We start from the raw sequence: 24581 nt of genomic DNA, 5'->3' as shown, positions 1-24581 counted from the left end.
GCGGCCGTAGTGGCGTCGCGCAGCCATGAATCCTGCCCGGCCCGAGGTGAGTCAACGGCGAGCCCGACGACCTCATCTGCGGGATAATTGCCGCAACGCCGAGAGCCTTTCCGGCGCCTCTCGTCCCGACCGCCCGGCCCGCCTGCGAGCCCGCCGCGCTCGGGTCCGCGCGCGGTCATCCGCGCAGCCAGGATGCCTACGCCACGATGAATACCGCCTACCGCAAGCCCCTTCCCGGCACGCCGCTGCACTGGTTCGACGCCCGCGAGGCGGTCGACGCGATCAAGCCCGGCGCCTGGGCGACGCTGCCGTACACGTCGCGCGTGCATGCCGAGAACATCGTGCGCCGCGCCGATCCGTCGATGCTGTCGGCGTATCTCGAGCAGTTCATCGAACGGCGTCGCGACCTCGACTTCCCGTGGTTCCCGGCGCGCGTGGTCTGCCACGACATCCTCGGCCAGACCGCGCTGGTCGACCTCGCTGGTTTGCGCGATGCGATCGCCGAACGCGGTGGCGACCCGGCGCAGATCAATCCGGTGGTGCCGACGCAGCTGATCGTCGACCACTCGCTCGCCGTCGAATGCGGCGGTTTCGATCCCGATGCGTTCACCAAGAACCGTGTGATCGAGGAGCGCCGCAACGAGGATCGTTTCCACTTCATCGAGTGGACGAAGCACGCGTTCAAGAACGTCGACGTGATCCCACCGGGCAACGGGATCATGCATCAGATCAATCTGGAGAAGATGTCGCCGGTGATCTACGTCAAGGACGGCGTCGCGTTTCCCGGATACGTGCGTCGGTACCGATTCACACACGCCGCATGTCGATGCGTTGGGCGTGATCGCCGTCGGCGTCGGTGGCCTCGAAGCCGAAAGCGTGATGCTCGGCCGCGCGTCGTGGATGCGCCTGCCGGAGATCGTCGGCGTCGAGCTCACCGGTCGTCCGCAGCCCGGCATCACCGCCACTGACATCGTGCTCGCGCTCACCGAGTTCCTGCGCCAGGCCAAGGTCGTCGGCGCGTATCTCGAGTTCCGCGGTGAAGGCGCGGCTGCGCTCACTCTCGGCGACCGCGCGACGATCTCCAACATGGCGCCCGAATACGGCGCGACCGCGGCGATGTTCTTCATCGACGACAACACGCTCGACTACCTGCGCCTGACCGGCCGCGAAGAGCAGCAGGTCGCGCTGGTCGAGAACTACGCGAAGACCGCGGGCCTGTGGGCTGATGCGCTGGTCGATGCGCAGTACGAGCGCACGCTGACGTTCGACCTGTCGACGGTGACGCGCAACATGGCGGGGCCGTCGAATCCGCATCGTCGCCTGCCGACGAGCGATCTCGCCGAGCGCGGCATCTCCGGCAACCTCGACGCCGCACGCGCGCAGGAAGCCGCCGGCCTGATGCCCGACGGCGCCGTCATCATCGCCGCGATCACCAGCTGCACGAACACGTCGAACCCGCGCAACGTCATTGCTGCCGCACTGCTCGCGAAGAAGGCGAACGCGCTCGGCTTCGTGCGCAAGCCGTGGGTCAAAACATCGCTCGCGCCGGGCTCGAAAGCCGTGCAGCTGTACCTCGAGGAAGCCGGCCTGCTGCCGGAACTCGAGAAGCTCGGCTTCGGCATCGTCGGGTTCGCGTGCACCACGTGCAACGGCATGAGCGGTGCGCTCGACCCGAAGATCCAGCAGGAAATCATTGAGCGCGATCTGTACGCCGTCGCCGTGCTCAGCGGCAACCGCAACTTCGACGGCCGCATCCATCCGTATGCGAAGCAGGCGTTCCTGGCGTCGCCGCCGCTCGTTGTTGCGTATGCACTCGCCGGCACGATCCGCTTCGACATCGAGAAGGACGTGCTGGGCACCGATGCGTCGGGCAACGAGATCACGCTGAAGGATCTGTGGCCGTCGGACGAGGAGATCGATGCGATCGTGCGCGAGCACGTGAAGCCGGAGCAGTTCCGTCGCGTGTACGGCCCGATGTTCAACGTGCGCGTGGAGAACGGCGCGCCGGTGAAGGCGCTGTACGACTGGCGCCCGATGTCGACCTACATCCGTCGCCCGCCGTATTGGGAAGGCGCGCTGGCCGGTGCACGCTCGCTCACCACGATGCGTCCGCTCGCAGTGCTCGGCGACAACATCACGACGGATCACTTGTCGCCGTCGAACGCGATCATGCTCGACAGCGCGGCCGGCGAATACCTCGCGAAGATGGGCGTGCCGGAAGAGGACTTCAATTCGTACGCGACGCACCGCGGCGACCACCTCACCGCGCAGCGCGCGACGTTCGCGAACCCGAAGTTGCTCAACGAAATGGTGGTCGACGAGAGCGGCGCCGTGCGCCAGGGCTCGTACGCGCGCATCGAGCCGGAAGGCACAGTCACTCGCATGTGGGAAGCGATCGAGACCTACATGGAACGTCGCCAACCGCTGATCATCATCGCCGGCGCCGACTACGGCCAGGGCAGCTCGCGCGACTGGGCGGCGAAGGGCGTGCGACTTGCCGGCGTCGAAGCGATCGCCGCCGAAGGCTTCGAGCGCATCCACCGCACCAACCTGATCGGCATGGGCGTGCTGCCGCTGGAGTTCGAAGCGGGCACCAATCGCAAGACGCTGGGCATCGATGGCACCGAAACGTTTGACGTCACCGGTGACCGCACGCCGGGCTCGACGTTGATGCTCGTCATCCATCGCAAGGACGGCAACACGCTGGAAGTGCCGGTGAAGTGCCGACTCGATACGGCGGAGGAAGTGTCGATCTACGAAGCGGGCGGCGTGCTGCAGCGGTTCGCGAACGACTTCCTGGAAGGCGCGAGCGCGGCCTGACGGGTGGCGAACGCCGGGGACAAGTTCTTCATGCTTCGGCCACCGGTGGCGTTCTGCGCCGCCGTGCTGGCCGAGCTGGAACGTGTCGGCGTTCTTGATCGGCTCGGAAGCCGGCTATTCGCACCGGAGAACTGGCACCAGTCGTTGTCCGACCTGTTGCTCGGCGATTCGCTCGATGTGTATCGCCGTGCCGGATCGCGTATCGCGGCGAGCCCGTTCGTACTTCGCTTCGACTGTGTGCGCTTCAAGGGCGGTCGGGCATTTCTCGAGCCGTCGGCCGCGTCCCCGGGCTTCTCCAGCCTGTTGCGCACCGTAAAGGCAGCGCTCGACCTCGAAGGCGAAAAGAGCGGACGTCACGCACCGCATCTCACATTGAGCTATCGCGCACCAGGATCGCTTGATTCGGTGTCAATCGAACCGATCGAATGGAACGTCGACAGCGTCGAGCTGGTCGAAGTCGTCACCTATCCCTACGGATATCGCACGCTAGACACGTGGACGCTGGTGCCCGCGATCGACCCGCAACCCGCATTGCCGTTCTGATTTCCCGCCATTACGAGGACACACGCATGACGACTGAAACCACCGGTACCGTCCGCCTCCATCGCGTGCTGCGCGCGCCGCCGTCGAAGGTGTATCGCGCGTTCCTCGAACCCGCCGCCATGTCCAAATGGCTGCCACCCTACGGCTTTGTTGCCGAAGTGCAGCAGATGGACGCGCGCGTCGGTGGCACGTTCCGCATGTCGTTCACCAACTTCGGTACGGGCAAGGTCGAGTCGTTCGGCGGCGAATACCTCGAACTGGTTCCCGACCAGTTGATCCGCTACACCGACAGGTTCGACGACCCGAGCCTGCCCGGCACGATCCACGTCACCGTCGTGCTGCGCCCGGTGATGTGCGGCACCGATGTGTCGATCGAACAGAGCGGCCTGCCCGCCGCGATTCCGGTCGAGTTCTGCTATCTCGGCTGGCAGGAATCGCTGGAGCAGCTCGCGAAACTCGTTGAGCCGAACATTCCCGACGCCTGATCCGTTTCCACTTCTTCATCGAGTCCACGACATGACGCACGCCCCGCAACTCCGCATTCCCGCCACCTACATGCGCGGCGGCACCAGCAAGGGCGTGTTCTTCCGGCTCGTCGATCTGCCCGTCGCCGCGCGCGTTCCCGGCGCGGCGCGCGATGCATTGCTGATGCGCGTGATCGGCTCGCCCGACCCGTACGGCAAGCACACCGACGGCATGGGGGGCGCGACGTCGAGCACCAGCAAGTGCGTGATCCTGTCGAAGTCCGACGTACCGGATCACGATGTCGACTATTTGTATGGACAGGTGTCGATCGACACCGCCTTCGTCGACTGGAGTGGCAACTGCGGCAACCTGTCTTCGGCCGTCGGCCCGTTCGCGATCGCCAACGGGCTGATCGATGCCGCACGCATTCCGCGCGACGGCCACTGCATCGTGCGCATCTGGCAGGCCAACATCGGCAAGACCATCATCGCGCATGTGCCGATCACCAATGGCGAAGTGCAGGAAACCGGCGACTTCGAACTCGACGGCGTGACGTTCCCCGCCGCGGAAATCCCGCTGGAATTCGTCGACCCGTCCGACGACGGCGATACAGGCGCGATGTTCCCGACCGGCAACCTCGTTGACACGCTCGACGTACCAGGCGTCGGTACGTTCGACGTCACCATGATCACCGCCGGCATCCCGACCATCTTCATGCGCGCGGCGGACCTCGGCTTCGACGGCACGGAACTGCAGTCGGCAGTTAATGATGACCGCGCACTACTTGCGAAGCTCGAAACGATCCGTGCCTACGGCGCACTGCGCATGGGTCTGATCGCCGATGTCGCCGATGCATCCAAGCGCCAGCACACGCCGAAGGTGGCATGGGTCGCGCCGCCGAACGATTACGTGGCGTCCAGCGGCAAGACGGTACGCAGTAGCGATGTCGACGCTACTTGCACGTGCGATGTCGATGGGCAAGCTGCATCACGCGATGATGGGGACGGCGTCGGTGGCGATCGCGACCGCTGCGGCCGTGCCCGGCACACTGGTGAACCAAGCCGCCGGTGGTGGCGCACGTGATGTGGTGCGCTTCGGGCACCCGTCGGGCACGTTGCGCGTCGGCGCCGCGGTGTCGCAGGTCGATGGCCAGTGGATCGTCACCAAGGCGGTCATGAGCCGTAGTGCGCGAGTGCTGATGGAAGGCACCGTGCGCGTACCGGCCGAGCCGGCCTACGCCGGTTGAGCTCGCTGACGTCGCCTACAGGCGGCGTCCCAATCCTGCGAACTCGGCATACGTTGCTGCTGCGCGCTGGCGCAGCGTGACCGGTGCCGCCGCTGCGTAAAGCGGCTGCGCAAGCGTGATCACCTCGTCGTCGTCCGCAGCACGCCGCTTCCATTCGCGGCGAAGCTCACGGTCGTAGCGATTCCGCGATGCGGGATCCGACAGTACGCGCCATGCCCGGGTGACGGCCTGCATGCGCCGCAGCGCGTCGTCATCACCGTCGCAACGGTCCGGATGATGGCGCGCCGCCAGCACGCGATACGCGGCGCGGATCACCTCGATCGGTGCGTCGTTGGCGACATTGAGCGCGGCGTAATGCGTGGACACGTGCGTCGTCGAAGTGGCGGGAGTGCGAGTCTTATACGCCCGGCGTGATGGCCGCTGCACCGCCGCCCGGCGGCATTCAGGCAGCAGCCGGCGAACGGTCGTGCCCGCGCCGATGCCCGCTCAACGCGGTGCGTACGCCGGCAGATCGCCTCCGGCCAGCGGACGCACGTCGTCGACCAGCGCCTTCAGCACGCGGCCGGGCTCCTCGATCATCGGCAGGTGCGCCGAGTGCTCGAACCAGTCGACGCGCTTGGACGGCGCCTGCAGCGCGTCCATCCACGATGCGGTGATCGACGAGGGCGTCGTGTAGTCCTGCCGGCCGAGCAGCATCACCACCGGTGTGTCGACGCGATGCACATTCGCGAACGTCACGCCGGCGAGGTTCGGAAACATCGTGGTGATCGTAAAACCGCTGCCCTCGTCCCAGGCCTTGATGTCGGCCGGCGTGTACTCGGGCGACAGGCGAGGCGCGTGGAAGTAGAAGTCGGCGTTGTCGCGGCCGGCGGCGAGTCCACCGTAATGGATCGACCACTTGCGCTCGGTGCCGGTCTTCTCGACGTCGAACGGTCCGTCGCCCGGATACGGCGCGATCGCCTCGAGTTCCTTGATCGCATCCGCATTGCCATCGGCACGCGCGCGCTCCAGCGCCCATGCGTAACCTTGGCGTTCGTTCTCGCGGAAGTCGATGACCTGCCCCATGCCGATGTACGCATACAGCAGGTCCGGCCGCTTCACCGCCACGCTGAGCCCGACGATCGAGCCCCAGCTGTGGCCGAGCACGAACACCTTGCGCTTGCCGTAGCGCTTGCGCAGCTCGTCGATCAGTTCGATCGCATCGTCGCGATAACGCTCCGGCTTGAGCGTGGACGCGAGCGCGTTCGGATCGTTCAGCGGATACGACCGCCCCGCGCCGCGCTGGTCCCACTGCACGACGGTGAAGAAGTCTTCCCACGGGCGCTGGAACGACCACGCGACCGGCATCTCCACCGCGCCGGGCCCGCCGTGGATGTAGATCAGGATCGGATTGTCGCGATCCGCACCGCGCACGTTCACCACCTGCCGCGCGCCACCGAGCGTGACCTCGAACGTGTCCTGCACACCGTGCGGCGTGACGATGTGGCCGATGTCGGCGACGACTTCGCGCGCCGGGGCGTATCGGTCTTCGGGTGGTTGCTGTGCGAAGGCCGATGTCGCAATGGCGAGGCTGGCGAAGACGAGCAGCGTACGAGTCATTACGCATGTCCCTGGAGATTTGCCATAACGATAGCCGCACTGGCGCGTCCTTGGCTGTGCCGAACGCTGGGTCGACGATGCGTTGCCGCGGGGCACGAACCGCGCGCAGACTGGTTTTTCGCGAACCCGGATGCAGCCCATGAACTGGCTCGCCCACATGCACCTCGCCCGTTACAGCGATGCCGCGATGCTCGGCGCGCTGCTGGGCGACTTCGCGTTCGGGTCTAGCGGGCTGGAACGGTACGGCGACGTCGAGCGCCGCGAGATCCTGCTGCATCGGCGCGTCGATCGCTTTACCGACACGCACCCCGCGGTGACCGAGCTACGCGCGCACTTTCCCGACGGGCGGCGACGCTATGCCGGTATCGTGCTCGACGTGTACTTCGATCACCTGCTCGCGCGTGGCTGGTCGAGATGGAGCGACATTCCGCTCGATGCGTTTACGACGCGCGCGTATTCGATGTTGCGCGAGCGCTTCGCCGACCTGCCGCCCCGATTGCAGGCCATTGCGCCACGCATGGCCGAGAACGACTGGCTCGGCAGTTACCGCGAGCGTGCAAGCGTCGACCGCGCGATCACCCGTATCGCACATCGGCTTTCGCGCAACGGCGATCGACTCGTCGCGACGCTCGACGATTTCGTTGACGTCGAGCCGCAGGCGGAGGCGATGTTCGACGACTTCTATGCCGAGCTTCAGCGCTTCGTCGTCGACGAACGCACCCGCATTGCGTAAAGCCAGACCGACAGGTTGGTGTCTGACGATCGTATCGCGACGCGACGAACACGCAAAAAAAAGGGACAGCGGCTGCTGTCCCTTCAAGCTTCACTCGACCCTCTTCCCGGTGCTCGTTGCCGAGCACTACAACTTCACTTCGTCAACGGTTGGAACCGCCGTCGCGGGACGACGAGCTACCGCTCTGGCTACTCGATCCCATGCTGTTCTTGCCCGAGCCTTGCTGGCTCACTCCCTGCTGCGAACCCTGTCGCGACGAACCCTGCTGCGAAACGCTACTGTCGTCTCGCCCTGACGCCTGGCGTGACTGCGAGCCGCTTTCGAGGTTCTGATTGCTGTTGCGATTCGACGTGTTCTGATCGTTACGGTTCATGCGACTTCCCGGATCGACATTTCGACATCGCCCGCACTGCGGACGATTCGAATGCTACGCGGCGATGCCGTTGGCACAGGTGACCTCGGCATTAGGGTTGCGTTAGGCGGCCGCAGCGTTCAGCGGCCGGCTATCGTCGCGACCCGTCTGAAAGCACGCTTGCCCAGTTCATCTACACGCCGCCCGCGGTACGCTTTCTCGATGGCCCATATTCGAGTCGGCACGGCGAGTTGGACGGATCCCACGCTGATCCAGTCGAAACTTTTCTACCCGCGCGGCTGCAACTCCGCCGAGGATCGCCTGCGCTTCTACGCGAGTCGCTTCCCGATGGTCGAGGTCGACTCCAGCTACTACGCGATGCCGAGCGAACGCAACGCGCAACTCTGGGTCGAACGCACGCCCGACGATTTCACGTTCAACCTCAAGGCGTTCCGCCTGCTCACGGGCCATCAGACGCCGGCGAAGGCGCTTCCGCCCGACATTGCGACGGAACTCGCGCCGCTGTTCGCGCAGAAGCGCAACGTCTACTACAAGGACGTGCCCGACAGCCTGCGCGACGAACTCTGGCGTCGTTTCGAACGTGCCGTGCGCCCTCTGCGCGACGCCGGCAAGCTCACGGCTCTGCACTTCCAGTTCGCCCCGTGGGTCACGCCGTCGCCCGACTGGAAGCGGCATCTCGAGGAATGCGTCGGCCGCCTTCCCGATTACCTGCTTGCGTTCGAGTTCCGCAACCGAACCTGGTACGACGGGCGCCATGACGACGTCACGCTCGCGATGGAACGCGACTTGGGTGTCGCGCATGTGGTCGTTGACGAACCACAGGTCGGCGCGAAGTCGATTCCTCAGGTGTGGGACGTCGCATCACAGAAACTCGCCATCGTCCGCATGCATGGCCGCAACCACGCCACGTGGGACATCAAGGGTGCGACCGTCGCCAGCGATCGGTTCGACTACGACTATTCGGATGAGGAACTGACCGAAGTCGCGACACCGATCCGCGAGCTTGCGCAACGCGTCGCGGAGCTGCATGTCGTGTTCAACAATAACCAGGGCGATCAGGGGCAGCGCAATGGGTTGTCGTTGATGAAGGTTCTGGGCGGTGATGCACGGTCGGCGGCGGTGGACGCGTAGCGACCTTGGCGCGACACGCCCAGCGGCGACGCATCGTCACTCCAACTTCCGGCCCATGAGAACGCGTCACGCCTGATGCCTACTTTGCGCCTGCGGAGCCAGCGTGCCGCCGCTACCCTTGGTCCACCATCGCGGCTTTCGGAGTTTCCATGCGCTTGACGCTACTTGCCCTGTCGATGCTGTTGGTCTCCGTGACCACGGCGCACGCCGACTCCCTCGCCTTCGTCGACGCCAGGGTGTACCCGGCGCCGGATGCAAAGCCGATCGATCACGCGACCGTCCTCGTCCGCGATGGCGTGATCACTGCGGTCGGCAAGAAGGTTTCCGTGTCCAAGGGCACGACCGTCATCGACGCACGCGGCAAGGTCATCGTGGCGGGCTTCTGGAACAGCCACGTGCATCTGCTCGCGGAGCCCTACCGCGGCGCTGCGTCGTTGCCGGCCGCGGGGCTGTCCAGCGCGCTCGAGTCGAACTTCACGCAGTGGGGTTTCACCACGGTGTTCGACATCGCCTCGTTGCCCGGCGATGCGATCGCTCTGCGTCGACGCATCGAACACGGCGAAGTCACCGGCCCGCACATCCTGACGGTCGACGCACCGTTCTTTCCGGAGAACGGCACGCCGATCTACGTTAAAGGTCTACTCGAACAGCTCAAGGTCCCGACGTTCGAGGTCAAGGACGCAGCGGAAGCGTCGCAACGCGCGGCGCGCGAACTCGACGCAGGCGCCGACGGCGTGAAGATTTTCGCGGGCGCGATGGTCGGTGGTGCCGTCGGCGTGCTGCCGATGAAGACGCCGATCGCGCGCGCGGTGGTTGACGAAGCGCATCGTCGCGGCAAACCGGCGTTCGCGCATCCGTCGGACATCGCCGGGCTGCAGGTGTCGATCGACAGTGGCGTGGACGTGCTCGCGCATACGACGCCGAATATCGGGCCGTGGCCTGCGTCGCTCACGAAGACGCTCGTCGACCGCCGCATGGCGCTGATCCCGACGTTGACGCTGATCGAAGTGGAGGTCGGTCGCCAAGGCGCGCCGGCCGGGGCGCAGGATTCGATGCTCGCCGCCGCATCGCAGCAGACGAAGAGCTTCCTTGACGCCGGCGGGCAGGTGCTGTTCGGCACCGATTCGGGCTACACCGACGTGTACGACCCGCTGCGCGAATATGAGCTCATGGCTGCTGCAGGAATGGATTGGCGCGGCATTCTCGCAAGCCTGACGACCGAGCCGAGCAAGCGCTTCGGGCAGGCGGCGCACAAGGGTCGTGTCGAAAAAGGGATGGATGCGGATCTTGTCGTGTTGAACGGCGACCCCGCGGTGGATGTCACGGCGCTCGATCGTGTCGAGATGACTGTGCGGGCGGGGCGTGTGATCCACCGCGCGGCTGCAGCAAGCACTAATGCAGGTTCGCGCTAGGCGCGTTGCGTCACCGATAGGGGTTTCACACGCCTATCTCGACGACACAGTCCGTGTGCGCGGCGTCATATACGTGATGCCGCGTGCGCCGTTATCGCAAGCGATCAATTCCGCGCGAGTCGCCCAGACTCCGCCGCGATCTGCGCCGGCGTGACACCCAGCACGCGCCGCATGCATCGCGCCAGGTGGCTCGCATGCGCGAATCCGGTGAGCGCCGCGACGTCACTAATGCTTGCGTCGCGCTGCATCAGGTGCACGCGCGCACGTTCGACGCGGCGTTCCATAACGAAGCGATGCGCCGTCATGCCGGTCGCATTCTTGAACAGCGGCTTGAAGTGCGAAACGCTGAAGCCCGCGACCGTGGCGAGCTCGGCGAGCGACAGGTCGCGGTCGAGATGCGCCTCGATGTATTCGATCACTCGCTGCAAGCGCCAAGCAGGTAACGCGCGGTTCGCGTCGGAGGACGATTTCGACACGACGCGCTGCAACGCCAGCAACCGCGTCGCAAGCGCGCACGCCAGACCGTCGGCGAACAGCCGCCCCGCCGGATAGCCGTCGTCGTTCTCGGCCTGCATCAGCCAGCCGATACGCTCGATCTGCGGGTCGCGGATGTGGATGGCGGGCGCGAGGTCCGCGGTCGCGTGTCCGACTGACTGCGCGGCTTCGCGCATTACCGTCGGGGCAAGGCGCAGCAGCAGCGACGTCGCCGGGTTGGACAATGTCCACCGCGTGCTCGAGCCCGCTGGCACCACGCAGAACTGTCCGTGCACGCGCGTGCCGCGACGTTCATGGCTACCTGCGCGATACGTCACCGGCACCGGCTCACCCAGATGCAGGCAGAGCACGTGGCGATGGTCGACCGGCGAATCGAAGCGGCCGCTCGGCACGGGCGAGGCCAGCACGTCGAGCGACGGCAACATTCCGCCCGGCGCACCGAGGCGCGCCGCTACCGCAGGGGCCGGGTAACACGCAGGCCTGCCCGTATCGCTCATGGCGCCACCTTCGAACCGCGGCGCCTGCGCGAGAAGTCCCACAAGTCATCCTTCCGTGCCCGCCAGCGGCCGATCGTGCGCGCATCGCCGCCCTCGGCGGCGGAGCATGGCGGCCGTCACCCGACGGAACCGCGCACGATGACGCACCGACCTGTCGCAGTATCCGCATTGCTCCTGACCCTCGCAGCACCCTACGCAGTTGCGCGCGGCGTCGACAATGCGCCGCCTCCCGCATCGACCAGCGGCGCCGTCGTCGACGCCCAACATCGGCAACTGGCCGAACTCGTCGGCCTGTGGACCGTGCGACAGTCGCTATGGCTGCATCCCGGCGCGCCGCAGACCGACCTCGGCACCGCGATGTTCAACATGGTGCTCGGTGGACGGCAGCTGCAGCAGGACCTGCGCGTCAGCTCGCGCGTGCCGTTCCAGGCACTCGGGTACATCGGCTACGACCCGACCACGCGCACGTACGTCGCGACCTGGACCGATCTCAACCTCGACGAAGTGATGGTGCTGCGCGGCGGCTACGACGCGCGCGATCGCACCTATCGACTGGGCGGCGACATGTCGGACGGCGCCGGACACCGAATTCCAACGCGCGAAGAACTGCAGCGCGTGGACAACGATCATTTCGTGGTGCGTTACTACGAGGCGCGACAGGGCAAGGAAGCGCTGGTGGTCGAGCTTGCGTATTCGCGGCACTGAGCCTCGACGTAGAGCCGACCGAACGCGTTACTCCGCGCCGAACGGCTTCCCCATGCGCACGGTCGGCCGCAGCGCGACAGTGCGCGTCGTATCCATCAACTGCAGTTCGCCGTCCTGGATCATCGCGGTCAGGCGCATGCCGCGATCGAACAGCGCGGTCACGGCTTCGACGCTCTCGGCATCGATGTCGACGACGGTGAGGTTCTTCAATCGCGTCAGCGTCGCTGCGTTCTTCGTCCACCACACATCGCCCGCGCGACCACCATAGTTGACGACGATCACCTGCTGCGCGCGGCCGCAGGCCTTGCGGATGCGCGACTCGTCCGGCTGGCCGAGTTCGATCCACTGCTCGATCTCGCCGGTGTAGTCGCGACGCCACAGCGCAGGCTCGTCTTCATCGCTCAGGCCGCGACCGAATTCGAGGCGCTCGTCCGCGTACAGCGCGAACGCGAGCAGCCGCACCATCAGGCGCTCTTCGGTCTCCGACGGATGCTGCGCCAGCGTGAGGTTGTGCGACGCGTAGTAGTGCCGGTCCATGTCGCTGACCTGCAACTCGGCTTTGACGACGGTGGCCTTGGGTGCCATGGAATTCCTGGCTGCGAGGCCGGGTGGAGACGGGCAGGCATTCTAGGTCGTCGCGCGATCGGCATCGCGCTCCCGTTCATCGGCTACGGAAAAGTCCTACCGCGCGACGGCGCAAACGCCCACACCCGGTCGCTTCCGATGCGCCCAGCCTTGCCGGGCCGCACTTCGCGGCGTTCGACGAGGACTCCACCGTGCGCCCGTCACCGATGCGCCCTAGCGCGCTTTTTTCCACGCTGTCGCTGTTGGTCGGCAGCCTGCTTCTCGCCTCGCCCGTGCAGGCCTACTGGATGCGTGACTGCCACGCCCGGCCATCGACGTGGAAAGGCACCACCGACATGGTCGCCGACATCAATCCGGGCCCGGCGGGTTCAAGCCATCCCATCCTCGGCTTCTCCTCCATCAACTCGCTGATGACGGAGTTCAACAACACCCTGTATTTCCAGGCCGACGACGGCACGCACGGTTCCGAGCTCTGGCGCGTCGGCAACGGCGCGCCGTCGATGGTCGTGGATCTCGTGCCCGGCGCGTTCGGCTCCGCGCCCCATTCGTTCGCCCCGTACAACGGTGCCCTGTTCTTCGCGGCGCACAGCAGTGCGAATCACGATGCGCTGTACATGAGCAACGGAAGCGCGATCGCGATCGCGGTCGACCCGATGTCTGCGGCACAGAACGTCGAGATCACCGCACTCACGGTGTATGCCGGCAAGCTGTATTTCGTCCGCTACGCCGACGGCGTGCCGAGCCTGTGGCGATACGACGGCACGAGCGCGCAAGCGGTCACGGCCGTGAACGCCGTGCCGGGCAGGATCGAGACCAGCGACCTCATCGCGCATCCGTTCGTGGTGTTCAAGAACCGCCTGTACTTCGTCAAGGCGACGGGTGCCGACTATCGGCTCTGGGCCTTCGACGGCTCGACGATGACGCTGGTGAAGCAGCTCGTACCGACCGGCAACTTCACAACGTACGGATTCGACCTCGGCGTGTACGGCGATGCCCTGTATTTCGGCGTTCTGGTGCCCGCCGATCCTCTCTACGTCTCCGACGAATTGTGGAAGTACAGCGGGAGCGGCGCACCGACCAAGGTCGCGTTCCTGCAGGCCAACGCGTGGTCCTTCAGCCAGCCGCTGGAGTTCACCGTCTTCAAGGGCAAGCTGTACTTCACGACCGGCAGCGGACTCCAGCGCTACGACGGCAGCACGCTCCAGTCGCTGGGCGGTGCCGCCGGAGGCGCTCCCTGGGGCGCAGGCGGCCTGACGCCGTACACGGGCAGCTTCCTGTACCTCAGTGGCTTCTACGACGACTGGCAGAACAGCGAGCCCTACATCTTCAACGGCAGCACCACGTCGCTGCTGCGCGACATCATGCCGGCGACGGGCTTGCCCGAACCGGGCTCGTTCCCAACGCGCGGCGTGCAGGTCGACGACATGCTGTTCTTCAGCGCTGCCGACGACACGCACGGTCGCGAGCTCTGGCGCGTCAAGCGCGGTGAAGGCCCGGCTTTTCTCGACTGCGACATCGTGGTCATCCCGATCTGGGACGACTGGCGTCTTTGGATCGTCGACGAACGCGAAGTCATCGTCGCCACCTGGTTGGCCGCGCCCGATCAGCGACCGCAGCTGATCTCGCGCGAGCGCACAGTCGCAAGACGCGACCAGCCACTGCGCGTGCAGGTGTTGAAGACGGACGCACGCCGCGATCGGCTTCCCGACGGTGCGCGGCTGATGACGCGCGTGTACGACGCCAAGACGGGTGCGGTGGTCGATCGCGGCGAAGGATCGATCGGCGCGTCGCCCGAATCCGTGGGCAGGCGCGAGCGCGCTGCGGCGTCGCAGGTCGGCGAGCCTACGCTGCGCCAGGTCATGGGTGAGCGCGTTCGGGGGCTTTAACGCGGCTGCACGTGCAGGCGACGGCGCTAGTTGCCGTCGCCTGTCACTGCGGGAGCTGACGCCGAATGGTCAACACGTGCCCGCGTGCAGCTCGAGTAACCCCTGACGCACGCCAGCGTGTTGATCTACGACGACAGCATGACCGTTGGCGTTGACCGATCCAGGTGTCGGCGTCAGGCGCGGCGCAACCGGCATACCCCACGCGCTCGCTCGTGGAAAGCATGCGCCACGACGCGCCGTGACCGAGCGCGTTCACCACATAAGATCGTCTGGCACCTTGAATTGCGCGTAATACGCATCGTCATCGCTGGCCGGTGCGGCGCTTGCGACAGCCACCGCATGGTCGAGCACGATCATCGACGGATCGCGCGCCAGCACCTTTTCCCCAGCTGCACGCGGCAATAGCGCATAGCCGTCGTCGAGACGTGCGATGACAAGCGCGCCACTCGCGAGTTGTGCGCGCGTTGCGGCGTCGACCTGCAGCGAGCGGATGACGTCACCGTCGGGAAATCGATAATCGATCTCGCCGACGACCCGAACGCGCTGGGCCTCGACGATCTGCCGCGCCTGCGCACGCTGCTCATGCGCGCGTGCCTGCGCATTGCGCTCGGCGGCGAGTGCACGGTCGCGCTCGACGCGTTCGGCGCGCACGCGTTCGGCTTCGAGCTGCTGCTCGTTGGTGGGCGGCGGCGCTTTGCCGTGCCGCTGCTTGGCCTGCTCACGCGCGACCTGCGCGACCTGGGACTTCTTGACCAGGCCGGCCTTGAGCAGTTGGTCCTGTAGGGGATTTCGCATGCGCGCAGTCTAGATCAGCGACGCACGGCGCCGCGGCCTCGACGGTTGCCGCCAGTAACGCGACGGAGAAGCGCTGGTCATACGACGCGGATTACGCCCCGCCGCGCCGCCCTGTCGCGACCTGTCTCAGCGCCTGCTCGAACACCTCGACCGGCTGCCCGCCCGAGATCAGGTATTCGCGGTCGAGAATGATCGCCGGGACCGAATTGATGCCGGCCTGCAGGAACGTCTGCTCGTCCGCCCGCACCTCGTCGGCATATTCGTCCGAGGCCAGAACGGCGTTCGCGCGCTCGGTCGATAGCCCGACCTCGGCAGCGATGTGCGCGAGTGTCCCGTGGTCGCTGACATCTTCTCCGTCGGTGAAGTAGGCGCGCAGCAATGCGTGCTTCAGAGGCAGCTGCCGGCCCTCACTGGCGGCCCAGTGCAGCAGCCGATGCGCGTCGAACGTGTTGTACGTGCGCGTTCTCGCGCCCATCCGGAAATCGACACCAACCGTAGCGCCGCGTTCGCGAAGGCGCTCGCGGTTCTGCTCGAGCTGCGCCGACGTCATCCCGTACTTGCGGCCGAGGTGTTCGTCGATGTCTTCGCCCTCCGGTGCCATGTCCGGATTCAACTCGAATGGCTGCACATGCAGCTCGACCGCGATCTCTTCACCGACGCGAGCGATCGCCTGCTCCAGCGACACCAACCCGATCGCGCACCACGGACACACGATGTCGGAAACGAAGTCGATGCGGATGGGGATCGCACTGGATGGCGTACTCATCGGTTGAACTCCAACTCAAGAGGCACATAGGACATGCATTGCGTGCGACACGCGACTCTCCGGGTCTGTCGGCGTGCGCGTCCACCGGGCATGGTCGCGGCGGCATTCAAGGATCGCCGACAGTCTGCCCACCCGCGATGAAGGCGAGCTGCCAGCACTGTCGGTCGCCGTGGATACGCAGCGCTAGCCGTGTGTCGCAGCCTTCGACGCCTCGAGCAAGCGCTGGATGCCATCCGCCGGCATGGGGCGATGGAACAGGTAGCCCTGGAACACGTCGCAGCCCCAGGACTGCAGCACGTGGAGCTGCGCCTCGGTTTCGACGCCTTCGGTCACCACGTGCTTGCCGAGCGTGGATGCCAGCGCGAGGATCGACCGCACCACGGATGCAGTCGCCGGCTCGTCCAATGCGACGACGAACGCACGGTCGATCTTGATGGTGTCCAGCGGCAGCCGCGCGAGGTAAGCGAGCGAGCTGTAGCCCGTGCCGAAGTCGTCGATCGCCACCAGCACGCCGCGCTCGCGGAGTTCCTGCAACTGGCTCGCGCTGGTCTCCGCATCGGTGATCAGCAGCGATTCGGTGATTTCGATTTCGAGATCCGACCACTGCGTGCCGGTAGCGCGCAGCACCTGGGCGATGTCGTCGACCAGCGTGCCCGCCCGCAATTGCTCGCTCGATACGTTGATCGCCACGCGACCGGGGTCAAGCCCCAGTGCGCGCCAGCACGCGATGCGCGTGCACGTGGTGCGAAGTACGAACGCACCGAGCGCATCGATGAGTCCATGGCGCTCGGCCAACGGTACGAATCGCGACGGCGGGACGTACCCATGTTGCGGATCGTTCCACCGCACCAAGGCTTCCATGCCGGCCCATGCGCCGGTGCCGGCGTCGATGCGCGGTTGGTAATGCACGTCGAGAGCGTCATGCGCCAGTGCGATGCGCAGCGCGGCGACGAGCTCCACTTCCTCACGCGCCGCTTCGTTCATTCCCGCCGAATACACCGCGAACCGACCGCCGCCTTCCTGCTTGGCGCGGTACATCGCGACGTCCGCCATTCGCACGAGGTCGTGCGCACTCGTTCCGTCAGCCGGATGGAATGCGACGCCCGCGCTGTAGCGGATGGCCATGACGTGTCCGTCCAGCACGACAGGCGTCGCGAATGCCTGATCGATGCGGCTGCGGATACCGTCGAGCTGGTCCGGGTGTTCGACGGCGTGCAGCAGCAATACGAACTCATCGCCACCGAATCGGGCGACGAAGTCGGCCGGCGGAAGCACACCGCGGAGACGCGCCGCCACCTCGACAAGCAGGCCGTCGCCGAGCGCGTGCCCGAGGCCATCGTTGACCGATTTGAACCGATCGAGATCCATGAAGATGACGGCGAACGATTCGGCGGAGCGGGCGATGGCCGCATCAAGCGCTTCGATGGCCGCCAGGCGGTTCGGCAGCCCGGTCAACGCATCATGTCGCGACTGGTGCACGAGCAAATGTTCGCGCGCATCGAGCGCGAGTGCGATCGCAACGCGATCGGCGAGTTGCCGTGCGGCCTCGAGTGTTTCGCCGTCGAGCTGTTCGGGCTCCGCAACGATGACGGCCCACGCGCCCGGCTCACCGCGCTGACCGATGCGCAGTCGATACGAGGCCGCGCTTGCGTCGCCGTGCGCCGGTGCGAGGCGCTGCCAATGCGCATCCGGCGTGTCGTTCGCCTTCGACGCGATCAACTGCAGCACCGCTTCTTCATTCAGCACCGTACCCGCGGCGTCCGCGAGATGGACGTCGGGCTCGTCGTCCGTGGATGAATCGACTGCGATCGCTGCGTCCGCAACGCCCGGCAAGGCGCGCAACTGCATCGCGACACGGCGGAGGATGCCGCCGAGCGATTCGCGCGACACGATGCCGCTGTCCACCGCCGACAATCCATGCAGGCGCGCGAGCTGCCCGCCGATGCGCTGTTGCATGTCATCGAAGGTGGACGACAGCGCAGCCAGCTCGTCGGGTGCTTGCTGCTGTGCCGCCCTGTGCGAGCCCGAGAACAGCCGGATGCGGTCCATCAGCGCTTCGAGCGGCACCAGCGTGCGCCGGATCTGCACCAGGCTCATCAGCATGGCCATCAACAGGACGCCAGCGGCGAGCAACGCGAACCAGTGCAGCTGCACGCCGCGGCCGGACACGGCTTCGCGTTCGACGTCGAAGCGCCAGGGCGCAGCGCCGAACTCGCCGCGCAGGTCGAGGTCCCATGCGTCATGCAGCGTGGGGATGCCGCGCGTCACCGTGCCTTCGCAACCCAGCGGTTGGGCCTCGGAGCGCACGCAGACGCGCGTACCGTCCACCACGTCGTCGTCCGCACGCCACAGGTACTGCGGCGACAGCGCGCCCGCGTAGAGCACCACGGAGCCGTCCGGCTCCCCTCGCGGTGCGAGCAGGACAATGCGCGCATGGTGCGACACCGTGTTCGTCGCGACACGCAGTCGCGGCAACGCGGATGCGTCGATACCTGGCCCGAGCGGTTGGCGAACGATGGCATCGAACACGCGCGCGTCGCCCGATGGCGACGTTGCATCCGACTCCGTCGCGCGCGCCAGCAATGCCTCGGCGCTCTGCAGGCGGCTCAACAGAGTAAACGCGACGAAGCGCGTTTCGGCGCGCACGTTGCGCTGTTCGGACACGTCGATCGCGTGATCGGCTTGTCGCCACGTCAGCCAGAACACCAACGCGGCCGGGACGAACGCCATCGCGCAGAACATGATGAAGATGCGGCGCGCGAGCCGGCTGCGCAGCCACGTGCCTTCGATGCGTAGACCCGACCGGTGTGCCATCGCGCGGTCAGTAATCCGCGGCCAGGCCGATGTAAGCGCCCGTGCGTGCGCGGATGACGTCGTCGAGGCTGTCCTTCTGCGTGATCTGCGTCTTGAACACGCCGTCGCGCCCGGCGCTGAAGAGGTCGTAGTCGGAATTGAGCGGGTTCAGCTTGTGATCCTTGCGCGCACTGCCGTGGCCGTTGATCCCGGCGAGCAGCGTGTACTGATACGGATTACCCCACGGGTCGAGACGACCGTCGTAGTTGAAGTCGTCGATCGTGGCGGGGTATTCGCGATGCCCGGTGCGGTAGCGCTCGATCAGCACGTCGAACTCGGCGATGTCGGCCTTGGCATGTGCGACGCGTCCCTTCTCGACGATGGAGCTGTAGCCCATCTGTGCGATCACGGCGAGCACGGCAGCCACCGCCAGCGCGAGCATCAGCTCGAGAAGCGTCAGCCCACCGCTCGACCGCCACGGTGCCCGGGTCAACTGACCCACCTTCATGTCGTCCTCCGCCACGGCCGGTCTGCTGGAGAGTAAGCAAGCACCGTACCTGCGCCGTCAACGCGCTGGCGTGGACCTTCCCCCCGGAGGCCGTTCGACCCCATCTTCCGACGCGTCCGTCGGGCGATCCGCGAACCGGCGCACGGTTCGGGGCGATGCGCGAGCGTGGCCGTCGGCCACTTACTGCCTGCTGGTGTTGCGCGCGAGTAACGGCCGAGCTGGGCAGCGGCGCAGACAACTCGAGTTGTTCCGAAGCGAGGTCCGATCGCCGAGGCGCGAAGACTATCTACCGACGCGGCACCCGACAATCTCGCCCGCGCCACCTGCGTCAAGCACCAGCGCCGACCAGTCCGACCAGCTGCCCTTGCCCGCCAGCCAGACCACGCCGTCGCGATCCGCCAGCGGGCGGTAGGTCGCGAGTCCGCGGACGGCGATGCCGGTTTCGGTTCCGTCCTCGAGATCGAGGATCGACGGCTTGCCCTTGCGCGCACCGCTCTTGAAGAACGGGAGCAGCAGCATGCGGCGACCGTCGGCAGAGAACAGGCCGTGGCAGCTCTCGTCCATCTCGCGAACGCAACGCGGGTTCGTGCCGTCGGGGTCGGTGTCGACCACCGCGGCGTGCGACATACCCATCCGCCCGTAATGCGTGCGGTTGCCCATCGTGAAGATGCGGAAGCGATCGCCGAGCCAGACGACATCGCCGAGCGTCGTCCCGGCATAGGCGTCGGTGCCGTTGAAATCGTCGAGGTCGACGCGATACGGCACGGTGACCGGCTGACCGTCGGCGGCGCGCAGCGTCCAGTGCCCCGTGCGGCGCTGCAGGTCGATTTCGAGTGTCGACAGGTAGCACGGATAGTCGTCGCGACCGTCGGGATGGCGAAAGATCACCGGCACGCGATGGTCGCAGCTCAGGCCGGCGCGAACGGGCATGAAACTGCGCGGCGCATTGATGCAGTTGGCGAGCGCCAGCGGTTTGATCGCGATCTCGACCGGCTCCTCGCCGCCGACAGGATCGAACACCCACGCGCAGCGATCGGTCACCAGCAGTCCGATGCGCTCGCCGACCTTGAACGAGATCGGGGCGCCCCACGTCGCGCTTTCGGTGACAGGGTCGCGCCTCAAGTCCTCGACGCGTTCGCGCACGGCCGAGGGCACCGCCAGTTCGCGACGGAAGTCCGGGCCGGCGTGGAGCAGCAACGTGCTCCAGTTGTCGTCGACACATTCCGCCAGGTGGACCACCACGGACCCGTCGCCGAGCGGGTACACCGCGCCGAGATAGCCGCGACTGCTTCCGACGAGGGCACCGGGCGAAAACAGAGTGATGCGATGGTCGATCTGCAGCGTCATGGGCACCTTCGTCGTCCTGGCTACGACCCGCGATTGCCGGTCGGTGCCGCGCATCTTGCACGCGCGACGTGGCGCGTCGACATATGCCTAAAGTGATGTGCCGTTCGCGGGCATCCGTCGCGACGCGCTGATATTGCATTGCACATTGCGCGCTGTCGGTCGTGACGACATCGCGCCTGCGCAAGCCGTCCACAAAACAAAAGGCGCCGTCTCCGGCGCCTTTCGCGTGATGCGGTCAACACGGGACGATCAGTGGATCGTGCCCTTCGCGACATCGGCACCCTCGGCAACCGGCCTTAACGTTACCGCCAGCTCCTCGAGCTCGGCGATCTCCGCTTCCACGGCCTCGTGCAGTTCGCCGGCGCGCACCATCAGGTCTTCGATTCGGTCGGCCTGCTTGAGCTTCTTGAGCTCGCTGTCGAACAGCAGCCACTGCGTGGTCAGGCGTTCGACGTTGTTCTTGGAGTAGTGACGCATCTCCTTGAGCTGCGTCAGCGTGTCATTGACATGATCGAATGGCGTCTTGGCGTCGGTGGACATGGCGGACTCCTGTCTTCGGTGGTGGCGCGACAGGAGTAACCCATGTGTCCTGTCTCTTCGCGGAACGGCGTCGATCATGTCGACGCCAAGTGAAAGGCGGACGCCGCGTTCGCCGCATGCGAATCCCGTCTGCGTTAGAACGTTGCCAGCCCCCACCAGGCAATGCCGATGACGCAGCGACCCGGCCTGTTTCCCACGTTTTTTCTCTCGGGTTTCGAGTGCTCGACGTTCGAATGGCGCGGGCGCGGGCGTCGTGACCTGGTCGACGAGACGCAACATCGCGAGCATGCGCACGAGGACTACCAGTTCCTGCGCAGCCTGGGCATTGCGGTCGCACGCGAGGGCATTGCGTGGCCGCTCGTGGATCGCGGTGGTGAGTACGACTTCAGCCACGTCGATCCGATGATCGAGGCCATGAACGCCGCGCAGGTGCTACCGATCTGGGACCTCTGCCACTACGGCTATCCGGACGACGTCGACCCGTTCCGCTACGGTTTCGCCGAGCGCTTCGCGTCGTACTGTCGTGCAGCCGCCGCGTACGTGGCTCCGCGCGTGCATGGGCCGCACTACTTCACGCCGATCAACGAGATCACGTTCTGGGGCTTCTGCGGCGGCGAATGGGGTTGGGTGGCGCCGTTCGGTGGTGATCGTGCGACGCGGCTGCGCTTTCGACACGTGCTCTGCGAAGCTGCGATCGCCGGCGTGCGCGCGATACGCGAGGTCGTGCCCGACGCGCGCATGATCCATGTCGAGCCAGTGATCCAGGTGGTGCCGCCACGCGATCGCCCCGATCTTGCCGACGACGCCGAACGCGAGATGGTCGACGACGCCTGTTACGCGTGGGACGTGCTGTCGGGCCGCAAGCATCCCGAACTCGGCGGTACGCCGGAAACCCTCGATATCGTCGGCGCCAACTGCTATTCGTTCGGGCAGATGGAATACCGCGAACACGGCCCGCACATGGCGCTGGATGCGCGCGACGATCGCGTGCAACCGCTGTGCACGATGCTCGAACGCGTGTGGCATCGCTACCACCGTCCGATGCTGATCTCGGAAACCAGCGGCCTGCGCGATGGTCGCCCTGCGTGGCTGAAGGACGTCATGGAAGAATCGATGGCCGCCGTGAACCGCGGTATCGACCTGCACGGCATCTGCCTGTATCCCGCCGTGGACATGCCGGACTGGCATACCGGCGAATGGCTGCACAACGGCATCTGCGATGTGGAGGACGACGGCGGTCGCCTGCGTCGCGTGCCCTACCCGCCCTATGTCGACGAACTGCGTCGCTGGCAGCGCGAACTCAACCGCGTCACCGAACTCGACGAGGACCCTTTCAGCGATCCGGTGGAACTGCAGGACGTGATCGATGCGGCGAAGCGTTACCAGACGCAGCCGGACAAGGATTGGAACTAGCCGATCCTTGTCCGCCTGACCTCAAACGGCGCAGTCGGCCGATCGAACTTGCGCATCGGGCGACGGCCCCGACAGCAGCACGCCGACGTTGTTTCGCACGAGCGTCTCCGCGCCATCCGCACATGCAGTCGCGAGCGACGCGAGGTCGTGGTTCATGCCGGGGCGCAGGACCGCCCAACTGTTGCGACCGTGATGCTTCACCCAGTACAGCGCCGCGTCGGCGACCTCGACAATCTGCTCCCACGTCACCGGCGTCTGCTGTTCCAGCAGATTGAGTTCGGCGAACCCGACGGAGCACGTCAGCTTGAAGGGCGGGCTGCCGGTGGCGTGGAAGGCGTGCGTGGCGACGCTCTGGCAGATGCGTTCACCGATCGTCGAGACGTGCTCGCTCGGCATCGGGCGCAACACGAGAAGGAATTCTTCGCCGCCCCAACGAATGGCGTAATCGCTGCCGCGCACCAGGCCCGACAACAACGACGAGAACTGCTGCAGCACCTCGTCGCCGGCGCGATGACCCAACGTGTCATTGATGTGCTTGAAGTGGTCGATGTCGACCAGCGCGAAGAACAGCGCGTGCGGCGGCGTGTGCGCTTCGGCCGCCTCGCGCGAGTAGAAGCCAAGATCCGATGGCAACTGCTGCGCGATGTATCGCCGGTTGCGCAGGCCGGTGAGCGCGTCCGTCTGGCTCGCATGCTCGAGTTGCCGGTTCGCTTCGTCCAGCTGACGCGTGCGCTCGGCCACCAGGCGCTCAAGTTCGACCTGTTGGCGCGCCGCAGCATCCGCCGCCGCCAACAATGCGCGGCGCGCATCGACGCGCTGGGCATGGATGGACACCATCAGCAGCAGCGGCAACGTCGCGAAAAGGTTGAGGAAACCGAGTAGCAGGATGACGTCGAGCAGCGTGCGCGGCGCCTGGAACGCGGCGAGCCCGAGACCGGTGAGTGACGTGATGACGAACACGGAGCTGAGGGTCGCAACCGCAGTCCACAGCCGTTCGAAACGGAACGCGCTCCACAACAGCAGCGCGAGTGGCAGCGCGACCATCCCGAGCGCATAGCTGCTGTTCTGCAGCCCGACCCAGTACACGAACGCGTAAGACGCCGCGTACAGCACCGTCCAGATGACCTTCTCGCCCGACGCCGCGTAGTCGCGACGATCCGGTGCGTCCGCCGCAAGCGCACGGCCCTGCGACGCCAACATCACCGTCGGCGCGATGCAGAGCACGCCGAGCAGGTCGCCCAACGCCCACTTGGTGTACGCGCTGGCGACCGCCGCGGTGTTCACCATGCCGGTAAATGCGAGTCCAGATGTGCCGACCGCGGCCGCCACGACGGCCATCGTGATCGCAGCCGACAGGAAGCGGAACAACGCGTTGGCGCTGTCGAAGTGTCGATTTCTCGACGTGTTGCAGACCCACGCGGCCGCCAGCGCACCGAGCAGGTTGCTGGCGACTGAAAACGGCACAAATGCGACGGGCACGTGCGCGAATGTCGCGTGCGCGACCACGACAGCCACGGGAATGATGCCGGCCCAATACGCGCCACGGCCGACCACCGCGGCGAAGGCCACGCCGGCCGCCGGCCAGAACAGGGTGACGTACGACGGCCCGATGACGAAGACGTCCGAATACCAGATGCCCGCGACGTACAGGGCCGCCCAAAGCACGGCCTGCAGGGCGATACGGGCGCGATGATGTGCGGCAGCAGACATGGTTCCCCCGAGTCATGCCGGCAGTGCGCGCGCCGGCCAAGGGAGGCTTGCAAAAGGTGTGCCGATGCTGGTGGAGGGTCGCTATCGGGTGCCGTCGCCCGGCCGGCGATGGCGGTGCCGGCCTCGCGGTAGAACGCGTCGCGCTAGTCGTTGAGGTCGACCGACTAAACGCCGATCGAGCATGGACTGATCACCGACGCAGCGGGCATGAGCGCTGAC

The 24581-nt window shown here is 66.2% G+C and carries 20 protein-coding genes and 2 pseudogenes; 10 read left to right on the top strand and 12 right to left on the bottom strand.

Features of this window, described 5'->3' with window-relative positions; genetic code table 11:
- Positions 1 to 206 precede the first annotated feature (206 nt).
- The 4 genes and pseudogenes from acnD (at position 207) to prpF (ending at position 5074) form a co-directional block, all read left to right on the top strand.
- A pseudogene (acnD, locus tag ACVWZN_RS14850) lies at positions 207 to 2820 on the top strand (Fe/S-dependent 2-methylisocitrate dehydratase AcnD).
- 3 nt (positions 2821 to 2823) lie between these two features.
- Positions 2824 to 3363 carry a hypothetical protein gene (locus ACVWZN_RS14845; RefSeq protein WP_456954483.1) on the top strand — a complete coding sequence of 180 codons (540 nt, stop codon included), beginning with the start codon at positions 2824 to 2826 and terminating at the stop codon, positions 3361 to 3363.
- A 26-nt stretch (positions 3364 to 3389) separates the two neighbouring features.
- Positions 3390 to 3848, top strand: coding sequence for an SRPBCC family protein (locus ACVWZN_RS14840; RefSeq protein WP_456954482.1), 459 nt, complete (start codon positions 3390 to 3392; stop codon positions 3846 to 3848).
- Positions 3849 to 3879: 31 nt separating this feature from the next.
- Positions 3880 to 5074 (top strand): annotated as a pseudogene (gene prpF / locus ACVWZN_RS14835) (2-methylaconitate cis-trans isomerase PrpF).
- Between the two features lie 15 nt (positions 5075 to 5089).
- Here prpF and ACVWZN_RS14830 read toward each other — a convergent pair.
- Both ACVWZN_RS14830 and ACVWZN_RS14825 read right to left on the bottom strand, forming a co-directional pair.
- Positions 5090 to 5440, bottom strand: coding sequence for a J domain-containing protein (locus ACVWZN_RS14830; RefSeq protein ID WP_456954481.1), 351 nt, complete (start codon positions 5438 to 5440; stop codon positions 5090 to 5092).
- Positions 5441 to 5560: 120 nt separating this feature from the next.
- Positions 5561 to 6673: an alpha/beta fold hydrolase gene (locus ACVWZN_RS14825; protein WP_456954480.1), complete on the bottom strand. Its 1113-nt coding sequence runs from the start codon at positions 6671 to 6673 to the stop codon at positions 5561 to 5563.
- 139 nt (positions 6674 to 6812) lie between these two features.
- Here ACVWZN_RS14825 and ACVWZN_RS14820 point away from each other — a divergent pair, with 139 nt between their 5' ends.
- Positions 6813 to 7406: an acyl carrier protein phosphodiesterase gene (locus tag ACVWZN_RS14820; protein WP_456954479.1), complete on the top strand. Its 594-nt coding sequence runs from the start codon at positions 6813 to 6815 to the stop codon at positions 7404 to 7406.
- Positions 7407 to 7548: 142 nt separating this feature from the next.
- On the opposite strand, the gene ACVWZN_RS14815 is transcribed toward ACVWZN_RS14820, so the two are convergent.
- The gene (locus ACVWZN_RS14815) at positions 7549 to 7779 is read right to left on the bottom strand and encodes a hypothetical protein (protein ID WP_456954478.1); all 231 of its coding nucleotides are present in this window, start codon (positions 7777 to 7779) and stop codon (positions 7549 to 7551) included.
- Between the two features lie 201 nt (positions 7780 to 7980).
- On the opposite strand from ACVWZN_RS14815, the gene ACVWZN_RS14810 reads away from it, so the two are divergent.
- Together ACVWZN_RS14810 and ACVWZN_RS14805 are read left to right on the top strand one after the other, a co-directional pair.
- Positions 7981 to 8910, top strand: coding sequence for a DUF72 domain-containing protein (locus ACVWZN_RS14810; protein ID WP_456954477.1), 930 nt, complete (start codon positions 7981 to 7983; stop codon positions 8908 to 8910).
- A 149-nt stretch (positions 8911 to 9059) separates the two neighbouring features.
- Complete coding sequence (locus ACVWZN_RS14805; RefSeq protein WP_456954476.1) at positions 9060 to 10322, top strand: amidohydrolase family protein; 1263 nt, start codon at positions 9060 to 9062, stop codon at positions 10320 to 10322.
- A gap of 104 nt (positions 10323 to 10426) precedes the next feature.
- Here ACVWZN_RS14805 and ACVWZN_RS14800 read toward each other — a convergent pair whose 3' ends face one another.
- Complete coding sequence (locus ACVWZN_RS14800; RefSeq protein WP_456954475.1) at positions 10427 to 11314, bottom strand: helix-turn-helix domain-containing protein; 888 nt, start codon at positions 11312 to 11314, stop codon at positions 10427 to 10429.
- A gap of 168 nt (positions 11315 to 11482) precedes the next feature.
- Here ACVWZN_RS14800 and ACVWZN_RS14795 point away from each other — a divergent pair, with 168 nt between their 5' ends.
- Complete coding sequence (locus tag ACVWZN_RS14795; RefSeq protein ID WP_456954474.1) at positions 11483 to 12019, top strand: DUF1579 family protein; 537 nt, start codon at positions 11483 to 11485, stop codon at positions 12017 to 12019.
- Between the two features lie 27 nt (positions 12020 to 12046).
- Here the strand turns inward: ACVWZN_RS14795 and ACVWZN_RS14790 are convergent, their stop codons facing one another.
- Complete coding sequence (locus ACVWZN_RS14790) at positions 12047 to 12604, bottom strand: YaeQ family protein (protein WP_456954473.1); 558 nt, start codon at positions 12602 to 12604, stop codon at positions 12047 to 12049.
- Between the two features lie 191 nt (positions 12605 to 12795).
- Between ACVWZN_RS14790 and ACVWZN_RS14785 the strand changes: the two genes are divergently transcribed.
- Entirely contained in the window at positions 12796 to 14490 is a 1695-nt protein-coding gene (locus ACVWZN_RS14785) for a hypothetical protein (protein WP_456954472.1), read from the top strand.
- A 252-nt stretch (positions 14491 to 14742) separates the two neighbouring features.
- Here ACVWZN_RS14785 and ACVWZN_RS14780 read toward each other — a convergent pair whose 3' ends face one another.
- The 6 genes from ACVWZN_RS14780 to ACVWZN_RS14755 form a co-directional block, all read right to left on the bottom strand.
- Positions 14743 to 15285, bottom strand: coding sequence for a DUF2058 domain-containing protein (locus ACVWZN_RS14780; protein WP_456954471.1), 543 nt, complete (start codon positions 15283 to 15285; stop codon positions 14743 to 14745).
- A 91-nt stretch (positions 15286 to 15376) separates the two neighbouring features.
- Positions 15377 to 16051, bottom strand: a complete 675-nt coding sequence (locus ACVWZN_RS14775) for a DsbA family oxidoreductase (RefSeq protein ID WP_456954470.1) — start codon at positions 16049 to 16051, stop codon at positions 15377 to 15379.
- A gap of 183 nt (positions 16052 to 16234) precedes the next feature.
- A complete protein-coding gene (locus tag ACVWZN_RS14770) occupies positions 16235 to 18865 on the bottom strand; it encodes a putative bifunctional diguanylate cyclase/phosphodiesterase (protein WP_456954469.1) in 2631 nt (876 codons plus the stop codon).
- 7 nt (positions 18866 to 18872) lie between these two features.
- Positions 18873 to 19352, bottom strand: a complete 480-nt coding sequence (locus ACVWZN_RS14765) for a prepilin-type N-terminal cleavage/methylation domain-containing protein (RefSeq protein WP_456954468.1) — start codon at positions 19350 to 19352, stop codon at positions 18873 to 18875.
- A 282-nt stretch (positions 19353 to 19634) separates the two neighbouring features.
- Positions 19635 to 20699: a hypothetical protein gene (locus ACVWZN_RS14760; protein WP_456954467.1), complete on the bottom strand. Its 1065-nt coding sequence runs from the start codon at positions 20697 to 20699 to the stop codon at positions 19635 to 19637.
- Between the two features lie 249 nt (positions 20700 to 20948).
- Positions 20949 to 21239 (bottom strand): hypothetical protein, encoded by a 291-nt coding sequence (locus ACVWZN_RS14755; protein WP_456954466.1) that lies wholly within the window; start codon positions 21237 to 21239, stop codon positions 20949 to 20951.
- A 168-nt stretch (positions 21240 to 21407) separates the two neighbouring features.
- Between ACVWZN_RS14755 and ACVWZN_RS14750 the strand changes: the two genes are divergently transcribed.
- Complete coding sequence (locus tag ACVWZN_RS14750) at positions 21408 to 22652, top strand: hypothetical protein (RefSeq protein WP_456954465.1); 1245 nt, start codon at positions 21408 to 21410, stop codon at positions 22650 to 22652.
- Between the two features lie 21 nt (positions 22653 to 22673).
- Here the strand turns inward: ACVWZN_RS14750 and ACVWZN_RS14745 are convergent, their stop codons facing one another.
- Positions 22674 to 24362, bottom strand: coding sequence for a diguanylate cyclase (locus ACVWZN_RS14745; protein ID WP_456954464.1), 1689 nt, complete (start codon positions 24360 to 24362; stop codon positions 22674 to 22676).
- Positions 24363 to 24581 lie beyond the last annotated feature (219 nt).

This window comes from Lysobacter sp. HA35, assembly GCF_054061195.1.
Note: the sequence above shows the minus strand (reverse complement) of the source record. Positions and strands in the feature narration are given on the sequence as shown.